At 42.4% G+C, this 18,239-nt stretch carries 14 protein-coding genes; 10 read left to right on the plus strand and 4 right to left on the minus strand.

What is annotated here, in order from left to right; all coding sequences use genetic code 11:
* The first annotated feature begins 19 nt into the window (after positions 1-19).
* Positions 20-448: a CBS domain-containing protein gene (locus IEZ33_RS03070; RefSeq protein ID WP_240009616.1), complete on the plus strand. Its 429-nt coding sequence runs from the start codon at positions 20-22 to the stop codon at positions 446-448.
* 10 nt (positions 449-458) lie between these two features.
* Here the strand turns inward: IEZ33_RS03070 and hslO are convergent, their stop codons facing one another.
* Positions 459-1,319 carry an Hsp33 family molecular chaperone HslO gene (gene hslO, locus IEZ33_RS03075; protein WP_191602263.1) on the minus strand — a complete coding sequence of 287 codons (861 nt, stop codon included), beginning with the start codon at positions 1,317-1,319 and terminating at the stop codon, positions 459-461.
* Positions 1,320-1,654: 335 nt separating this feature from the next.
* Between hslO and IEZ33_RS03080 the strand changes: the two genes are divergently transcribed.
* The 3 genes from IEZ33_RS03080 (at position 1,655) to ppk1 (ending at position 6,996) form a co-directional block, all read left to right on the plus strand.
* A complete protein-coding gene (locus IEZ33_RS03080; protein ID WP_191602264.1) occupies positions 1,655-3,574 on the plus strand; it encodes an ATP-binding cassette domain-containing protein in 1,920 nt (639 codons plus the stop codon).
* 66 nt (positions 3,575-3,640) lie between these two features.
* On the plus strand, positions 3,641-4,633 hold the full coding sequence (gene hemB / locus IEZ33_RS03085) for a porphobilinogen synthase (protein ID WP_191602265.1): 993 nt from the start codon (positions 3,641-3,643) through the stop codon (positions 4,631-4,633).
* 143 nt (positions 4,634-4,776) lie between these two features.
* On the plus strand, positions 4,777-6,996 hold the full coding sequence (gene ppk1 / locus IEZ33_RS03090) for a polyphosphate kinase 1 (RefSeq protein WP_191602266.1): 2,220 nt from the start codon (positions 4,777-4,779) through the stop codon (positions 6,994-6,996).
* 111 nt (positions 6,997-7,107) lie between these two features.
* Here the strand turns inward: ppk1 and IEZ33_RS03095 are convergent, their stop codons facing one another.
* Positions 7,108-8,625, minus strand: coding sequence for a Ppx/GppA phosphatase family protein (locus IEZ33_RS03095; RefSeq protein WP_191602267.1), 1,518 nt, complete (start codon positions 8,623-8,625; stop codon positions 7,108-7,110).
* Positions 8,626-9,064: 439 nt separating this feature from the next.
* Between IEZ33_RS03095 and rho the strand changes: the two genes are divergently transcribed.
* Both rho and IEZ33_RS03105 read left to right on the plus strand, forming a co-directional pair.
* The gene (gene rho, locus IEZ33_RS03100; protein WP_191602268.1) at positions 9,065-10,330 is read left to right on the plus strand and encodes a transcription termination factor Rho; all 1,266 of its coding nucleotides are present in this window, start codon (positions 9,065-9,067) and stop codon (positions 10,328-10,330) included.
* A 172-nt stretch (positions 10,331-10,502) separates the two neighbouring features.
* On the plus strand, positions 10,503-11,219 hold the full coding sequence (locus tag IEZ33_RS03105; RefSeq protein WP_191602269.1) for an NAD(P)H-flavin reductase: 717 nt from the start codon (positions 10,503-10,505) through the stop codon (positions 11,217-11,219).
* A gap of 124 nt (positions 11,220-11,343) precedes the next feature.
* Here the strand turns inward: IEZ33_RS03105 and IEZ33_RS03110 are convergent, their stop codons facing one another.
* The gene (locus IEZ33_RS03110; protein WP_191602270.1) at positions 11,344-12,279 is read right to left on the minus strand and encodes a LysO family transporter; all 936 of its coding nucleotides are present in this window, start codon (positions 12,277-12,279) and stop codon (positions 11,344-11,346) included.
* A gap of 202 nt (positions 12,280-12,481) precedes the next feature.
* Here IEZ33_RS03110 and IEZ33_RS03115 point away from each other — a divergent pair, with 202 nt between their 5' ends.
* A complete protein-coding gene (locus tag IEZ33_RS03115) occupies positions 12,482-13,849 on the plus strand; it encodes an MATE family efflux transporter (RefSeq protein ID WP_240009617.1) in 1,368 nt (455 codons plus the stop codon).
* A gap of 113 nt (positions 13,850-13,962) precedes the next feature.
* On the opposite strand, the gene IEZ33_RS03120 is transcribed toward IEZ33_RS03115, so the two are convergent.
* Positions 13,963-15,471 (minus strand): cobyric acid synthase, encoded by a 1,509-nt coding sequence (locus tag IEZ33_RS03120; RefSeq protein ID WP_191602271.1) that lies wholly within the window; start codon positions 15,469-15,471, stop codon positions 13,963-13,965.
* Between the two features lie 87 nt (positions 15,472-15,558).
* On the opposite strand from IEZ33_RS03120, the gene cbiB reads away from it, so the two are divergent.
* From cbiB to cobU, 3 genes are read left to right on the plus strand one after another with little or no spacing between them, the layout of a single operon-like run.
* A complete protein-coding gene (cbiB, locus tag IEZ33_RS03125) occupies positions 15,559-16,503 on the plus strand; it encodes an adenosylcobinamide-phosphate synthase CbiB (protein WP_191602272.1) in 945 nt (314 codons plus the stop codon).
* On the plus strand, positions 16,473-17,582 hold the full coding sequence (locus IEZ33_RS03130; RefSeq protein WP_191602273.1) for an aminotransferase class I/II-fold pyridoxal phosphate-dependent enzyme: 1,110 nt from the start codon (positions 16,473-16,475) through the stop codon (positions 17,580-17,582). Before cbiB ends, IEZ33_RS03130 begins: the two co-directional genes overlap by 31 nt.
* A 1-nt stretch (position 17,583) precedes the next feature.
* The gene (gene cobU / locus IEZ33_RS03135) at positions 17,584-18,108 is read left to right on the plus strand and encodes a bifunctional adenosylcobinamide kinase/adenosylcobinamide-phosphate guanylyltransferase (RefSeq protein WP_191602274.1); all 525 of its coding nucleotides are present in this window, start codon (positions 17,584-17,586) and stop codon (positions 18,106-18,108) included.
* Positions 18,109-18,239 lie beyond the last annotated feature (131 nt).

Genomic DNA, 18,239 nt, shown 5'->3' on the forward strand with positions numbered 1-18,239 from the left:
TTACTCGGAGGTGGTTGACATGAATGCGATAACACAATTGAGAGTAATGGATTTAATGACAGCTCCTGTAATCAGTGTCTCTATGGACACTAAATTTGTGGAGATTCGACACTTAATGGAGTTGCATAACGTTCATCACCTACCCGTGGTGGATCAAGATAAAGTAGTGGGCATTATTTCAGATAGGGATATGTTGCGAGTGCTGAGTCCTTTTTTAGGGACGGCGGGTGAAATGCAAAGAGACTTGGATTCCTTCAACAGAGTGGCTCATCAGATTATGACGCGTCAGCCTATTTGTGTCGTAGAAGAAGATTCTATCGAAGCGGTACTGGCTTGGTTGAAAACGGTGGACATTTCTTGTGTTTTGGTCACTGACAAAGCCCAGCTTTTGAAAGGCATTATTACTTGGCGTGATTTACTCAAGCACGCCAAGTTCTCGGCTACTTAGCCCACGCTGATTAATGCGTTTGCGATTGATCGCCTAAAATATGGCTAAGATCGCTGTCTGTAAAGTCATACGTTTCAGCGCAAAATTGGCAGGTAGTGCTGATTTTGCCCTGTTCAATGATAATCTCTCTAAGTTCGTCGGGACTAATGGATGTCATGGCTTCAAGGGTTCTCTGGCGGGAACAAGAGCAAGCAAATTGCATTGCTTTTGGTTCATAAAGACGCACTTCCTCTTCATGATATAAACGGTGAAGTAGTTCTTCAGTGGCTACTGAAACGAGCTCTTCTTGTTTAACGGTTGAGGCTAATAGGGTTAAACGATCCCACGCATCTTCATCGCCACTTTTTTCTTGTTCTTTTGGTAAACGCTGCAAAAAAAGTCCGCCGCAGGCCGTACCGTCACAACCTAACCAAACGCGACTTGGCAATTGTTCAGACTGGGAAAAGTATTGAGCGATACATTCGCCTAGTGTTGCCCCAACAAGCTCGACAATTCCTTGGTAACGCGTACCATTTTTATGACTGATCGTGATGACAAGATAGCCGCCTTGTAAGGTTTCTTTTAAATCAATCTTTTCAGGGATGGCTTGAGTCTCATCCCACTGGGCTATCCCTCGAATGTTTCTGTGCTCATCGCATTCCGTCATGATGGTGCTTAAAAAACCATTACCTTTTGCTTGAATAGACAAATTGCCATCAACTTTAACCAAATCACGCAATAAAGCGATGGCGGCAATGAACTCGCCTAAAAGTTGCTCAATGGGGAGAGGGTAGTTTTTTCGCTTAATGATGTCTTGATAGGCCTTGGTTAATATGACGCGTTCACCACGGACGTTTGCGTGGTCAAAGGAAAAGCGTTGAATTTCGTTCACGGGGTCACCTTGCGCTGATGTGCGCCTAATAAAACTGGGTTTTGTTTGTGATTTAATTGAGTCTCATTTTACGCTGCTTGGCGTGTTTTTGAAACTCTCATGCTGTTTTGAGTCTAGAGGTGCTTAGTTTTTTTTGTTATTTATGATGCCGTATTTGGTAATACTCGTCAGAATGTTTCTTTAATGGTTTTAATGTGGCCAAGCTTCAAGGGGGGGCTTTGTCGAAAATAAGTGCTTTTCTTTTGGTTTGCTATTTTGTTTAAGGAGTGAGCACTTTAAAATGCAGGTATTCCATTCTATTTTATTTGTCAGTGACAGAGAGATAAGCGCAAAGCATGATTCAATTTTCTCAAGTAAGTTTACAACGCGGTACTCAATTTTTATTAGAAGACGCGGATTTAACGATTTTCGAAGGGCAAAAAGTGGGATTAATTGGCGCTAATGGCGCTGGAAAATCCTCCTTGTTTGCTATGGTTAGAGGCGATTTATCGGCGGACACAGGAGAGCTCATCCTTCCGGGGCAGCGTCGTATTGCTTTTATGGCTCAGGAGGTCGAAGAGACTCAACGCAGTGCTTTAGATTACTGTTTGGATGGGGATGATTGGCTCAGAAAAATAGAGTCGGAGATTGTGAAAGCGGAAACAAATCATGATGCCAACGCGCAGGCTCATTGGTTAGGTGAATTTGAGTCCGCTCATGGTTACAGCGCGCGTTCTCGAGGCGAAACCTTATTGCAAGGGCTGGGCTTTAAAATGGAGGATATGATTCGTCCAGTGTCTGATTTTTCAGGTGGGTGGCGCATTCGATTGAACCTAGCGAAAGCATTGATGTGCCCTTCTGATGTATTGTTGCTGGATGAGCCAACGAACCATTTAGATTTAGATGCGGTGATGTGGTTAGAAGGCTGGTTGCGCCAATACCCTGGTACCCTGATTCTGATTTCTCATGATAGGGACTTTTTAGACGCTATTTGCAGTCATATAGTGCATTTATATCAGAAAAAATTGGTGCTTTATAAGGGGAATTACAGCAATTATGAAAGACAACGTGCCGAGCATTTAGCCCAACAGCAGGCGACATTTGAGCGTCAGCAGGTAAAACGTGCCCATTTGCAGCAGTATGTGGATCGCTTTCGTTATCAAGCAACAAAAGCTAAGCAGGCGCAAAGCCGTTTAAAAATGCTGGAGAAAATGGAAACCATTGGCCCCGCTCATATTGATTCTCCATTTTCTTTTAGTATCCCAATGGCGGAAAAAACATCTCAACAGCTTATTCAATTAACACATGCGGATTTAGGTTATGTGACCGAAGACGGCGCGCAAAAAGTGCAGTTATCACACACTAATTTTGGCATGAGAGATGGTCAAAGGATTGGTTTGCTTGGGCCGAACGGGGCCGGTAAATCCACTTTGATAAAGTCTCTTGTGGGTGAAATAATGAACTTGTCAGGAACCTTAGTATGTGGTGAAAACCTGAACGTTGGCTACTTTTCACAACATCAGTTGAGTGCATTGGATCTAACCGCTTCACCCTTACTGCACATTCAAAGGTTAACGCCCAAAGTATTAGAAAACGAAATACGCCGTTACTTAGGTGGCTTTGGTTTTATCGGTGATGATGCGTTGCGTGAGGTCAGTGGTTTTTCTGGTGGTGAAAAAGCGCGTTTAGCCTTGGCGTTAATTGCTTGGACAAAGCCTAATCTATTGGTGCTGGATGAACCGACAAACCATTTAGACCTTGAAATGAGACAAGCGTTAACGGAAGCCTTGCAAGCTTACCCTGGTGCCATTCTAGTGGTTTCACACGATCGTCATTTATTAAACAGTACTGTGGATGAATTCTATCTTGTGGCGGATAACACAGTGACTTTATTTGATGGTGATTTACCAGCTTACCATGCTTGGTTGCAAGCGCGTCAGCAAGCCATGAACCGCGCTGAAAAAAGCACACTTGCGCCCGTTGATAAAGTAGACCGTAAAGAAGAGCGTCGAAAAGCGGCGGATCTTAGGCAGCAATTAAGACCCTTGCGAAAAGACATAGAAAAGCATGAAAAAGCCGTACATAACGCACAGACAAAGCTGGATGCCATCACTGAGCTAATGGCTGATGGTTCACTTTACGACGCTGAAAATAAAGATACTTTACAGCGCTTGCTTGCCGATGAAGCCAGTTGGAAGCAAACGTTAGAGGAAAGCGAAGAGGCGTGGTTTGAGGCTCAAGAAAAGCTTGAAGAAGCCGAATCTCAGCTTAGTTAATATTTCCTGTAACGAAAATGTCATAAAAAATCGTTATTTTAACCTACAATTATAGGAGTTAGGTACATGACCTTTCCATTTGTCCGTATGCGTCGTATGCGTAAAGATGATTTTTCTCGTCGTTTAATGCGTGAAAATCAATTAAGCGTAGATGATTTGATTTACCCCATGTTTGTTATTGAAGGGGAGAATCAAAGGGAAACGGTTGCGTCTATGCCGGGCATTGAGCGAGTCTCTTTGGATCAGTTATTAGTGGAAGCGGCTGAGTTGGTGGCGCTTGGAATCCCCGCTATTGCTTTGTTTCCAGTGGTGTCTTCGGAGAAAAAATCTTTAGAAGCTGAAGAAGCTTATAATTCAGATGGATTGGCTCAGCGAGCCGTGAGAGCATTAAAAGAAGCGTTTCCTGATTTAGGCGTCATAACAGACGTTGCCTTGGATCCTTTTACTACTCATGGCCAAGATGGTGTTATTGATGGTTCAGGTTATGTATTAAATGACATTACAACCGATATTTTGGTGAAGCAGGCGCTGTCTCATGCCGAAGCGGGTGCCGACGTTGTTGCACCATCCGATATGATGGATGGCCGTATCGGTGCGATACGAGAGGCGCTTGAGTCACAAGGTTACATAAATACACGTATTATGGCTTATTCAGCCAAGTATGCGTCTGCTTATTATGGGCCTTTTAGAGACGCTGTAGGTTCCAGTTCAAATTTGGGTAAGGGAAATAAATTTACTTATCAAATGGACCCAGCTAACTCTGATGAAGCGATTCGCGAAGTCTTGCTTGATATTGAAGAGGGCGCGGATATGGTGATGGTTAAACCCGGTATGCCTTATTTAGATATTGTTCGTCGTGTGAAAACTGAGCTAGCGGTGCCTACGTTTGCGTACCAAGTAAGTGGCGAATACGCTATGCAGGTGGCGGCCTTTCAACACGGTTGGTTAGATAAAAACAGCGTTATGATTGAATCGTTATTAGCGTTTAAGCGAGCCGGGGCCGATGGGATTTTGACCTATTTCGCAAAAGATGCGGCTCGTTTATTGCTTGCAAAGTAAGTGTTTTGTCAGGAGATAAAAGCGTAACATTTAACCATCACTGTCATGGCTAGATAGGACAAGTACGTCATTCCTAGCCATGTTTATTTTGAGCATGGAATCATTAATTTTTTTAGGTTATTAGTCAGGAGTAAATAAAGCTCATGTTAGAGTTACCGGTGTCAGAAGCAATTGATAAAGACGTTAAAACTACGGTTGTTGTAGAAGACGCGGATGAGCTGGTATTAGAGCCTATCCCAGAGCAACCATCAGACTCTAAAAAAATTGCCATAGAAGAGCAAAGCCCTGAAGAAATTAATTTAAATGACCCTGAGTTGTATTTTAACCGAGAATTAAGCCACATGCAGTTTAACTCTCGGGTGTTGGAACAGGCGATGGATGAAAATCATCCTATTTTAAATCGCTTAATGTTCTTGTGTATTTTTAGCAGTAATATGGATGAATTTTTTGAAATTCGCGTTGCTGGTTTAAAAAGCCAACTTGAATACAGCCGCGAAAAAAATGGCCCTGATGGCCTGCACCCTAAAGAAGTGTTACGTCAGATAAGTGACCAAGCGCATAAATTGGTGCGCCGCCAGTACCGAATCTTAAATGATATTATTTTGCCGAAACTGGCTGAAAATGATGTGAAATTTATTCGTCGCACTCGCTGGTCTGATGCTCAAGCCGCTTGGGTTAAGCGTTACTTTAGAGACGATGTATTGCCTATTATCAGTCCAGTTGGTCTTGATCCTGCGCACCCATTTCCTCGTTTAGCAAATAAGACTTTTAACTTTGTTGTCGAATTGGAGGGGCGTGATGCTTTTGGGCGCGAAAACGGTTTAGCCATTGTGCCTGCTCCAAGTTCATTACCTAGGTTGGTTCGTCTACCCGATGAGGTGTGTGATGGGGGCGATAACTTGGTGTTCCTTTCATCGATTATCCATGCGCATGCGGATCAATTATTTCCAGGCATGACGGTGAAAGGTTGTTACCAGTTCCGTTTAACACGAAACGCGGATTTGGAAGTGGATTCTGACGATATTGGTGTGGATTTGGCTGGGGCGTTGAGAACGGAATTGCAAAGTCGTCATTATGGTAGCTCTGTGCGTTTGGAAATTGCTCAGAACTGTCCAGATGAAGTTGTCCTATCTTTACTGAAACAATTTGATTTGCACGAAGCCGATTTGTATCGTATAGACGGGCCAGTGAATCTCAGTCGTTTAATGGGCGTATTGGATTTGGTTGATCGACCTGAGTTGATGTATTCACCTTTCTCTCCTGGTTTGCCAAAGAAGTTAGCGGGCGGAAGTGATATTTTCGAAGCCATTCGCTCACGTGACTACTTATTAATGCATCCATTTGAAAGCTTTTCTCCGGTGGTAGACTTTCTCACCAATGCGGCTAAAGACCCAAATGTTGTGGCCATTCGTCAAACGCTTTATCGTACTGGTGCTCGTTCACCTATAGCCAACGCTTTGGTGGATGCCGCACGAAATGGTAAAGAAGTGACGGTTGTTATTGAGTTAAGAGCCCGTTTTGATGAGGCGGAAAACTTGGCTTTAGCCAGTCGTTTACAAGATGCGGGTGCCGTTGTTGTTTATGGAGTAGTAAGACATAAAACCCACGCTAAAATGATTTTGATTGTACGTCGAGAAGGGCACGTTCTTGCTCGTTATGTACATTTAGGAACGGGGAACTATCACGCTGGTAATGCGCGTTTGTATACGGATTACAGTTTTTTAACCAGCGATCCAGATATCGGTGAAGACGTTCATAAGGTGTTTCAGCAATTAACGGGTATGAGTAAAGAGCTTAAAGTGAAGAAGTTGCTGCATGCGCCTTTTACTCTTCGTGACCGTTTGTTAGATATGGTTCAACGAGAAGCCGAGAATGCTCGAAAAGGTGATCCTTCACGTATTATCATTAAAGTAAATTCTTTGACTGAGCAGCGTTTAATTCAAGCCTTATATAAAGCGTCACAGGCTGGCGTCAAAATAGATTTGATTGTTCGAGGCATTTGTACATTAAGACCGGGTGTTAAAGGTGTGTCCTCAAACATCCGTGTGCGTTCTCTAATAGGTCGCTTTTTAGAGCATACGCGAGTGTATTATTTTTATAATAACCGCAATCCTCTCGTGTATTTATCCAGTGCCGATGGTATGGATCGTAACTTAAATAATCGTATTGAAGTGGCTTTCCCATTGCAAGATCAAAAATTGGCTCGTCGTGTGAAAAAGGAATTAGAGTGTTATTTGGCTGATAATACCCAAAGTTGGGTGTTACAAAGCGACGGCTCTTATCAATTAAATAAACCCCGTAAAGGCCTTTATCGTAGTGCTCAACGTACTTTACTTGCTGATCTGGCAGACAATACGCGGTAACTCGATTATCTTGATGGCTTGCTATTTACAATAGACAGAGATAAAAAAACCTCTTACTCAGGCACTTGGGTAAGAGGTTTTTGTTTGTTGCGTAAACGTTAACCTTTTTTCTTAGCTGAAACTTAATTTATAACCTTCAGCGGCCAAATAATCTGCTTCTTGTTGAAGTGTGGCTTCTGTTAATGGTCTTGATTCAAGCCATTCCGGTAAAAATTCAAGTCTAATTGTTTTGTCTTTTGCTTGCAGTGTGAAAATCGGCATATCACCTTCTTTTCTATCATGGTGCATCACAATGGATAATCGTAAAAGAATCGCCAGTTTGTCCAATTCTAGTTGGTCGCTTTTTGTGAAACGATACATGAGTGATTGGCTGAATTTTCGTCTATGGCGCAAGACTAAACTAGCGAGTGCTTGTTGCTCTTGTTGGGAGAAGCCAGGTAAGTCAGATTCTCTGATGATGTAGGCGCCGTGTTTATGGTATCGGCTGTGAGAGATACCGATGCCAACTTCGTGAATCAACGCGGCCCATCTGAGTAAATCTTCTACCAATACACTATTTAGGTCCCAGGCGTCTTTTACTTGAGCGAGTGCTGAGATGGCGGTGTTCATGACCAGTTTTGATTGTTGAGTGTCAATATGATACTGATTTAGCAGATATTGAATTGTGCTTTCACGTATGTCTGTTTCAGTATAACGGCCAACAATATCGTATAGCACGCCTTCGCGTAATGCACCGTTTGAAAAATCCATTTGTTTAATGTCGAAGCACTCAAATACAGCGGTAAGGATGGCGATCCCGGCGGCAAACGTCGATTTACGCTCTGGCTTTAGGCCGACTAAATTGATGTTGTCTGAATGTCCGGCTTCAAAAAGCGCTTTCTGGAGCATTTTAAGTGCTTTGAGAGTGATGCCCTTTTTGCTCCAGGCGTTTTCCTTGATGATGTTATAAGCCGCTTTAACGGTGCCTGAGGAGCCGATAGCAATGTCCCATTTTTCCTCTAAAAAATCATCTTGAATACTAAATAGTTCAAGTCGAGCTGAGGTAACGGCCTTTTGGAAATTGGTTTTATTGATGGTGCCATCTGCAAAAAAGCGTTGTCGGAAGCTGACGCAACCCATATGCAAGCTTTCTGTTAGGATGGGTTTTAACTGTTGACCAATAATAAATTCGGTACTACCACCGCCAATGTCGACCACTAGGCGTTTTTGATCACCATGATCCATGGTATTGGACACGCCGACGTAAATTAAGCGCGCTTCTTCTCGTCCCGCGATAATTTCCACTGGATGTGAAATGATGTCCATGGCTTTGCCAATAAAATCATAACGGTTATCAGCGACTCGCAGTGCGTTGGTGCCGACAATACGGACGGAACCAAGAGGCATGTCTTCGATTACCTGTGCAAAGCGTGCTAGGCAGTCTAAGCCCCTTTGTAGTGCGTCATCTTCTAATACATCATTGACTAACCCGGCCGCTAATTGGACTTTCTCACCATACTCGTTTGTGATGCGAAGTTGGCCATGGTGAAGTTGTGCTATTACCATGTGGAAGCTGTTTGACCCTAGATCTATAGCGGCAATTTTTTCGAACGGTAAATCATGAGTTTGTTGCTGAAAGAGTGATTGCATTCGTTAAGCCTTTCCCAATCGTCGAATAAGGGCAAGAGTATCTTAGTATCCAGTGAAAGTCATGATTTTGACCTCTGATCAAAAAATTCTCAAAAAAAATCAAATTCCTGCTTTTTTCCTATAGACCTAAGCGATAAGTCGATCTATAGTAGGGATGTCTTTATTGAATGACGTTAATTTTTTAGTTTCATTCAATGTTTATTTACGAGACGGCCAATCTAATTGTTTCGACTACTATGACTTAGTCATCTGTTTTATTATTTCCTTGTAGAGAGTTTATAGGGTAATTTGTAAAGACTATAATATGGATTTTTTTGTCTAGTACTCGTAATAGTAATATGACTTCAATAAAAAAATTATATATTTATTCACATTAACGTATTTATCTGAAGAGTAGACCCGTCCATTGTCCCTTAATGAGCAAACGCAAAATCCGTTTATGAACCTTACCGAATTAAAACAGAAATCAGTACAAGAACTATTAGACATTGCTGCCGAAATGGGTCTAGATAATATCGCCCGTTCTCGGAAACAAGATGTAATTTTCGCAATCCTTAAGCGTCATGCTAAAGGTGGTGAAGATATTTATGGCGATGGTATTTTAGAAATTCTGCAAGACGGCTTTGGCTTTCTACGCTCCCCTGACAGTTCTTACTTAGCTGGTCCTGACGATATATATGTTTCTCCTAGTCAGATTCGCCGCTTTAGTTTACGTACTGGTGATACGATTTCTGGAAAAATCAGACCTCCAAAAGATGGCGAACGTTATTTCGCTCTTTTAAAAGTTAATGAAATTAACTTTGATAAACCTGAAAGTGTTCGTAATAAAATTCTTTTTGAAAACTTAACACCGCTATTTCCTGATGAACGTTTATTGATGGAAGCGGGTAATGGTTCAACAGAAGATGTCACATCTCGTATTATTGACCTTGTGGCGCCTATGGGCTTAGGTCAGCGTGCTTTGGTTGTTTCTCCGCCAAAAGCAGGTAAAACCTTCATGTTACAGAATATTGCCAATGCGATTACTCGTAACTCACCTGATTGTCATCTGATTGTCTTGTTGATCGATGAACGCCCTGAAGAAGTAACAGAAATGTCACGTACTGTACGTGGTGAAGTGGTTGCCTCGACTTTTGATGAGCCACCCAGTCGACATGTTCAAGTGGCTGAAATGGTGATTGAAAAAGCCAAACGTTTGGTTGAGCATAAACGTGATGTGGTTATTCTTTTGGATTCCATTACGCGTTTAGCGCGTGCTTACAACACCGTTATTCCTTCCTCTGGTAAAGTATTAACCGGTGGTGTTGATGCGAATGCATTAGAGCGTCCGAAGCGTTTCTTTGGTGCGGCACGTAATATCGAAGAAGGAGGCAGTTTAACCATCATTGCTACGGCATTGGTAGATACTGGCTCTAAAATGGATGAAGTTATCTTTGAAGAATTTAAAGGTACAGGTAACAGCGAACTTCATCTAGACCGTAAAATTGCCGAGAAACGTACTTTCCCAGCGATCAATATTCGCCGTTCTGGTACTCGTCGAGAAGACTTATTAACCTCTGAAGATGAGTTGCAACGCATGTGGATACTTCGCAAGTTGTTAAATCCTATGGAAGACGTTGCGGCAACAGAATTCTTGATTGATCGTTTAAAAGTGACTCAGACGAATGATGAATTCTTTGAGTCAATGAAAGGTAAAGGCAAGTAAGTTGTAAACTTGCTTTAAAAAGCCACTATCATTAGTGGCTTTTTTGTATTTAATATCATGGTCAGAGACTTGAGTTCTCTGCCATACTGTTCCTATTGAGTTTCGATTTTTTCCCTTTTTATTGAGTGTAAAAAGAAGCGACAAATAGCAACGCTAGCTTTGGAGTTGTGGTGTGAAAGATGTAATAGCCCAAGTGGGTACAATTGAACTGATTAATCAAAACGTTTACCAAGTTACTCTAAAGGTTGAAAACCAAAGTTTTATTGCTGGTCAGTATTTAATGATTGTATTGCCTACTGGTGAATCGGTTCCTTATTCTATCGGCAGTGCACCACACGAGTTGCCTGAATTGACTTTATTTATCTTAGTTAACGATGAGGCATCGCTTGCTTATAGAGTGATTGACTTTTTAAAAAACCATACCGATATTACGCTAAAAATGCCAGGTGGAGACAGTCATGTAGCGTCTTCTCTTATCACGCCAGAGGTTGAGCATATATTATTGATTGCTGGTGGTACTGGGTTTTCGCAGATCAAAAGCATGTATGATCACCTTAAGCATCAAAAATATTCTGGAAAGGTCTCTTTCTATTGGGGAGTACGTACGCCAGCCGATATTTTTCAGAAGCAATGGCTGAAGTCCATGGCGGATTCTGAAAATGGATTTACGGTAAACATTGTCGTTAATGAGCCTGATGACTCTTGGGGTGGCCGTTCTGGTTGGTTATACCAAGCTATTCAAGACGATTATGAGGATCTTAGCAACAGTGTGGCTTTTATAAGTGGCTCGGTTGCTATGGTGTATGGCACATTAGACCAATTAAAATCCTCAGGGTTGCAAGATGCGCAATGTGCTTCGGATGTTTTCGCTTATGCCCCTCGTCCTTGATCTTATTTTGTAACGGCTACTGGTTGGGCATGTCAATGTAGCGGCATGGCCCTTTCAATTGCTCTATCTGTTTCTCTCTATTGTCTTGGCGCGTCTTAACCTCCTAGATGCTTGGTTGACGTGATTACATTTCAAGAAATAAAGGAATTAGAATCGGTGTGAGCAGACTCATAATAAAGCCGCTGGCTATGCAAATAGGAATAACATGTGAATTATGAAATTTACTAAGCATGGGCAGTGTAAAGTCCATCGCGGTTGCCCCTGAGAAGCCAATGGATAAATGCGTGTTTATTTTTGCAAAGATCGGAATCAACATGAGGGCTAAAATTTCCCGGCTAAGGTCTAGTAAAAAAGCCGTTGTCCCTAAGACTGGATTCCCCAGGCCAGTGATTAAAATCCCAGACAGACTGTACCAACCAAAACCAGAAACAACGGCGAGCCCATGTTGCCAAGGTAATCCAATAATAAGTGCGGCAATCAACCCAGCTAACAGCGTGCTAAAAATGGTGACAGCGGCAATAATAAGACCTTGGCTATTTAAGAAAAGTTTACGCAGACGGTAATTTCCTTGACGCAACTGACAGCCGATCAAAAAAAGCAATACATACAAAAGAAGCATGACTAGACTATCTATATGCGTAGCAAAACCAGAAAAAAAGTAACCTAAAATGCCTCCCGAGATCACCCAAGCAAGTGTTTTTCCGGCTTCATGGAAAATGGCCCAACTTATTATACGGCTTGTGGTGTGTTCGCTCTTTGTGATGCTTTCTTGCATGCTCTCTTGGGTGGATGGGATCAGATAACGACCTGACAAATAAAGTGCGGTTAAACTAAATAAGCAAATTATGACCAAAAAAATCACGGCTTGAGCGCCTGCTGTAACGAGTTTTTCGGCAAAATTATCTAATGCGCCTAAACTGAATCCAATTAGGCTTAAGATTAAATAAGTGAGTTGACTTAGTAATGTGCTGACTCTTGATTGCGTTAAGGGAGGGACGTTAATCCAATAACCTAAGAGTAACGCCAGCAACAGTGGTCCTAGTGTGGAGAGAACGGTCATAAGATCTCAAAATTCCCTTTAATAAGAATAAATTACACGTAGGTATTTTCTCTGTCGGCTCGCTTAATAGCAAGCGGCTTGTCGTATTTTCGTAAGTTTCCAATTGATTTGTCAAATGTGACTTAAAGCCAGATTAAAGCTGGATTATCTTAAGTAAAATGCTACATTGTAGGCCGTTTTTTTTGTTTCAGGGAATTGAGTCGTGTTAAAAAAGTGGCCTAATTTAAGAGAGGTGTTGTTTTTACTGTTTCCAATGGTGCTGACGATGACATTGGAGTTATCGACGAGCTTAGTCGATACCTTGATGTTGGGCCGTTATGATGCCTATCATCTTGCGGCGGTAGGATTAGCATCCAGTTTATGGCTTCCCATTGGTTGTTTTTTAATTGGGATGTCATTTGGTTTGACGCCTCTGATTACTAAGCATTTGCATGGAAGGCAGATAAAATTAGTCAATATCTATATGTCCCAAGCGGTAGGAGTGTGCTTGTTTCTTGGCACCATGGGGGCTCTTCTGACAGCGTTTATTGCGCCTTTAGTGGTGCCTTTTATGGCTACTGAGGACGTTACTCGGGATGTAACCATTCGTTATTTATGGCTAATATCGCCACTTATTCCTATGTTAGGCATGATGACGGCTTATAAAAACTTATATGAATCAGCAGGTAGGCCGCACTTTCCCATGCTGGTGGCCTTTATGAGTCTGTTGTTGAACATCTTTTTTAATTATATATTGATTTTCGGTAACTTAGGTTTCCCTGAAATGGGTGCTGAAGGCGCCGCTATTGCGTCAACATTATCCATATGGATAGCGGTACTTTATTTCTTTATCTACGATCGATTCATTAATAAGCGGCCTTTATTTACCAAGTTAGTGCGGCCTTATGTCAGGAAATGCGGTCTGTTATTAAGTGTTGGCATACCCGCCGGCTTTGCTTTTTCATTTGAAGTGGCGTTGTTTTCTTCTCTGATGTGGTTGATCTCATCTTTTGGAGATTATGCATTGGGCGCTGGACAAATTATTATGTCTTATACGTCTATTTTATTTACTCCTATGATGGCGATGAGTGCCGTTACGGCCATTGTTATTGCTAAGGCACTTGCTCAAGAAGGTGTAAACGGTGTTAAGCAGAGGATGAAGGTTATTATTGGATTGGGCACGGGGTATTTCTTAATTTGCTTTACCATTACACAATTCTTTAATGACGAGATTCCTTTCTTATATACGGCGAACAAGGAAGTCGCCTTAATGGCCGCGAATATTCTAGTGGTAACGGCTTGTTATCAATTTTCTGATGTATTGCAGACTGTGTTTACTGGTGCATTAAGAGGCTTTAGGGACACTCGAGTAGCGATGATTTCATTTGGTGTTTCTTTGTTTGGACTGAGTATGCCATTAGGCTATTGGCTGTCTCATTTTAGTCCATGGGCTGATTCTTTAGGGGTCTTAGGCTTTTATATCGGGCTATGGGCAGGATTAAGTCTGCTGGCTTTATTGTTGATTTTGCGCTTTCGATTTGTCTATAAGCGCGCCCAACAAAGGCTATTAATGAAGGGAAGTGCACTGTAGATAAGAGCCTAGAAAAGTAAGTCGATGATCCCTTTAAGTAGACTGTTTTAGTACTAAACGTACAGGATATTTCCCATTCCACAGTCTACTTTTATTTGGCCTTCACGGTTAACTTAAACAGAGAGTGTAAACTCTTCTGCTCGTCTCAACAATGCATCAATGTCTATGTGTTCTTCACAAGAATCAGCTAAACGATCAATTTCGGCATTACGATAAATGTCATAATCAAAGGTCGATTGGCTTTTCATCCCTGCCCAGTTTAGTAAGCTCAGGAGCGCTTCTGGATGATCGAAAAGTCCATGTAAATAACTCCCTATAATCTGCCCATCTGCACTTATGTATCCTTCTTTTTGTTCGTTTTCAAGTTGTGCAAAAGGGTCGTAAGGAAGGTTATGGGTAGAGATGCCTGAGTGGATTTCATAACCCGAAACATCCGCACGGGTTAACCAAGGTGATGATGTATTGAGTTTTCCTTTCTGGAGATGCAGCCGCTTTTCTATAGCAAGCTCTGTTGTCATATTGATAAAGCCAAATCCACTCATTTGCTTAGGTTGATCATTTTCTAAACCTAAAGGGTCCTTTAAATCTGTTCCTAACATTTGATAGCCTCCACAAATACCAATAACCTTGCCGCCGTAGCGTAGATGTTTATTGAGATAGTGTTCCCACCCTTGGGATTTCAAATAGGTTAAGTCAGCTTGTACACTTTTACTGCCAGGTAGAATAACTAGGTCGGCGGGCGGGATTTCTTGATTTTGTCTGACCAAGGTAACCTGCACCTGTGGATGCAGACTCAGCGGATCCCAGTCAGTGTGATTGCTGACTCTTGGGGTAATTGGAATGACCACTTTCAATACTTTGTTGGGTGTATTTTTTGTGTCGGACTGTCTGTCTAGCGGTTGAGTCACGGCATCTTCAGACTCAAGGTAAAAGCCTTTTAGGAAGGGCAACACACCTAAGACAGGCTTTCCTGTGCGTTCTTCCAGCCAATCCAGTCCTGATTGAAGCAGGCTTATGTCGCCTCTAAAACGATTAATGACAAATCCGATGACTCGATTTTGCTCTGATTGACTCAACAGTTCGAGGGTGCCAACTAAATGAGCAAATACGCCACCCTTATCGATATCAGCAATAATAATAACGGGGCAGTTTACGCTTTCAGCAAACCCCATATTGGCAATGTCGCGAGCACGTAAGTTAATTTCTGCAGGGCTGCCAGCGCCTTCGACTAACACCCAATTGTACTGCTTACATAAGCGAGTAAAGGACTCAATAGACGCTTTTTTTGCGATCAACTTATACTCGTGATATCCCACGGCATTCATATTTCCAATGGCTTTACCTTGGATAATCACTTGAGCCCCCGTATCCGTATTGGGTTTTAACAAAATAGGGCTCATATCCACATGGGGTTCAAGACCCGCCGCATAAGCTTGTACCGCTTGCGCTCGGCCGATTTCTCCTCCATCCGGCGTAACCGCACTATTGAGCGCCATGTTTTGAGGCTTAAAAGGGGCGACGGGAATCCCTCGCCTTTTTAATAATCGACATAAAGCCGTAACAAAGGTGCTTTTGCCTGCATCGGAAGTTGTGCCTTGTACCATTAAACATTTAGGAGACATGAATCGTTATCGCTGTTGATGACATTAAGGTGGTAGAATTCTACCTGATTATTTTGTTCAACACGGCAATTATGAGAAAAACTCTGTATGATTTTTGAATGGTTTTCGGCGACTTTTTTATCCCTTTTAGGTGCGTTAATACTGGATCGTCTTATCGGTGAACCAAAATCGTGGCATCCGCTTATTTGGTTTGGCAAATGGGTAGACAGCGGTCGCCTACAATTACAAAGACCGCTAACGGACTGCGAGTCTACCCAAAAGCGTGCTGGCGTTTTTGCGTGGGGGCTGGCGGTCATTCCTTGGCTTATCGTATTATTCATTTCTTTTAGTGTTTTACCCAGCGCGTTGTCTTGGCTGTTATCTACGCTCGTTTTGTATTTCTGTATTGGTTGGCAAAGCTTGCGAGAACATGCGCAAGCCATTGCGTTCCCATTAGCAAAAAAAGAGTTAGTGAAGGCTCGCACAGCCGTTGGTTGTATTGTGAGTCGTGATACAGATAATCTAACGAATGAAGACGTGGCAAAAGCAGGGATAGAGTCCGTATTAGAGAATGGTAGTGACGCTGTTTTTGCCCCTATTTTTTGGTTTTTTATTTTTGGGGCTCCAGGCGTCTTAGTGTATCGATTGGCTAATACTTTGGATGCCATGTGGGGCTATAAGACGGATGAGCTGAAATATTTCGGGTGGTTTGCGGCTAGAGCGGACGATGTACTGAATTTTATTCCAGCGCGTTTGGTTGTTTATACCTATGCCTTGTGTGGCATGCTCTGGGGGAATGGCGCTAGAGCAAGACGATGCGCACGACAGCAATCTTTGTATTGGAAAAGCCCTAATGCAGGTCCAGTCATGGCGGCAGGCGCAGGCGCATTAGGGGTAAAACTGGGCGGTGATGCTGTGTATTTTGGTAAAAAAGAGTCTCGTCCTATATTAGGCGAAGGCCGTGACCCTAATGCTGACGATGTGACTCGGGCTGTCACCTTGATTGATAGAGGAGTAATAGTGTGGGTTGTCTTCATTTACGTGCTGATATAATTGGGTTGAAACACGGTGGGAATGTAGAGGGAATAAAGCGAAATATCTCCCTAGAGGAAGGGGTGAAGTGGTTTGATTTGTCCTCTGCTGTCAATAAAGAACCTTGGTCTGTCCCTGTTGTCGATACACAAATGTGGGCCGAGTTACCAGATTTATACGATCTGACTCAAGCCGCTGCTCAGTATTATGGACGTGATAATTCAATGGCTCTCTCAGGTACTCAGCAAGCCATTGAGTGGTTGCCTGTGCTACTCCCTCAAATTTCTCAGTACCTATCGGCTCAAAACTCAATCAATGTAATGCTGCCAAGTATTGGCTATCAAGAGCATGCGGATGCCTGGAAAAAGTGGGGCTATAAAGTACTGTATTATTCGACGCTTGAAGAGCTACTATCGTCGTCTTGGGATATCGCTGTTGTGATTAACCCTAATAATCCCACTACCGATTTAACAACGTCTGTTGAGCGTGATGCTCTGGTTAAGCTAAGTGACGAAAAGCATAAATTCGTTATTTTGGATGAAGCTTTTATTGATCCAACCGCACATCACAGTGTATTGACGTGTGCATTTGATCTAGGCTGGCCTGAAGGCTTAATTGTATTGCGTTCTGTGGGGAAATTTTTTGGATTAGCGGGCGCTCGGGTCGGGTTTTGTTTTGCGTCTAAATCGATATTGAGTGCCATGCAGCGGGTGATAGGGCCGTGGCCAATTTCAACGGTTTCAGCCTACCTGACTACCTGTGCTTTACAGGATATTACTTGGCAAAAGCAAGCCATTGACTCATTAAAGAGACGGCGTTACCTATTTGAAGAAATGATACAGCCTTTGCTTTCTAAATGGTTTGTCTTATTGGGAGGTCAAGGTGAGTGGCGCAGTTCGACATTGTTTTTTAGTGTCTTTCTAGAGAGGCATGTAGCGGAAAAAGCATTTGAATTGCTCCAAAAAAAAGGTATCCATATCCGTTTAGGTGAGGGATGGTTGAGGTTCGCTTTACCTGCAAGTACAGAATTTACACAATTAGAAAAGAGAGTGCTAGCGATTGTAGAGTCATCATTAATTGATAATACGAAGGTGCTATAGTGTGAAGCATTTAGTCTTAGGTGGTGTACGTAGTGGCAAAAGTAAGTTTGCTGAGAGTTGGGTTTGTTCTCGAAGTGAGCAATCTCTAGCGACGGTGGCTTATGTGGCCACCTCCCAAGCATGGGATGACGAAATGCGCGCTCGTATTTCTTCTCATCAGCTAAGCCGACCTACCGATTGGTTGTTGTTCGAAGCGCCCTTGTCGTTAGCGGCGGCATTAAAAAAAGTCGACGATGGAGGCCATTGTGTCATTGTTGAATGCATCACTCTTTGGTTAACGAATTTATTATGTCTTGAAGATGAAGAGAGACTGGCATTTGAAAAACAGCAATTATTGTCGAGATTAAGTGATTTTAAAGGTGACCTTGTTATAGTGAGTGGAGAAGTTGGCTTAGGTATTATGCCAATGAATGCACTGGCTCGGCGTTTTGCTGATGAGATTGGTATGTTCAATCAACAGCTGGCTCAAATATGCCAACAAGTTACTTTGGTTTCGGCTGGTCTGCCCTTGTTTTTAAAGAAGTAAGGCATAAAATTCACTCAAAAAAGAGAAACTTGAACGAATAGTTAGGTAAATCGGCTTCATTTTGGTTAGAATTTACGACCTATTTTTACTGTTTGGTGAAAATTTTCTGTGTTAATCATCTTAGTAACGCT

Source organism: Marinomonas algicola, assembly GCF_014805825.1.
GTDB classification, from domain to species: Bacteria; Pseudomonadota; Gammaproteobacteria; order Pseudomonadales; family Marinomonadaceae; genus Marinomonas; species Marinomonas algicola.

Bases quoted from the DNA above. Each gene is read 5' to 3' on its own strand.
- IEZ33_RS03070 (WP_240009616.1), top strand. From the start codon at position 20: ATGAATGCGATAACACAATTGAGAGTAATGGATTTAATGACAGCTCCT.
- IEZ33_RS03080 (WP_191602264.1), top strand. From the start codon at position 1,655: ATGATTCAATTTTCTCAAGTAAGTTTACAACGCGGTACTCAATTTTTA.
- hemB (WP_191602265.1), top strand. From the start codon at position 3,641: ATGACCTTTCCATTTGTCCGTATGCGTCGTATGCGTAAAGATGATTTT.
- ppk1 (WP_191602266.1), top strand. From the start codon at position 4,777: ATGTTAGAGTTACCGGTGTCAGAAGCAATTGATAAAGACGTTAAAACT.
- IEZ33_RS03095 (WP_191602267.1), bottom strand. From the start codon at position 8,625: ATGCAATCACTCTTTCAGCAACAAACTCATGATTTACCGTTCGAAAAA.
- rho (WP_191602268.1), top strand. From the start codon at position 9,065: ATGAACCTTACCGAATTAAAACAGAAATCAGTACAAGAACTATTAGAC.
- IEZ33_RS03110 (WP_191602270.1), bottom strand. From the start codon at position 12,279: ATGACCGTTCTCTCCACACTAGGACCACTGTTGCTGGCGTTACTCTTA.
- IEZ33_RS03120 (WP_191602271.1), bottom strand. From the start codon at position 15,471: ATGTCTCCTAAATGTTTAATGGTACAAGGCACAACTTCCGATGCAGGC.
- cbiB (WP_191602272.1), top strand. From the start codon at position 15,559: ATGATTTTTGAATGGTTTTCGGCGACTTTTTTATCCCTTTTAGGTGCG.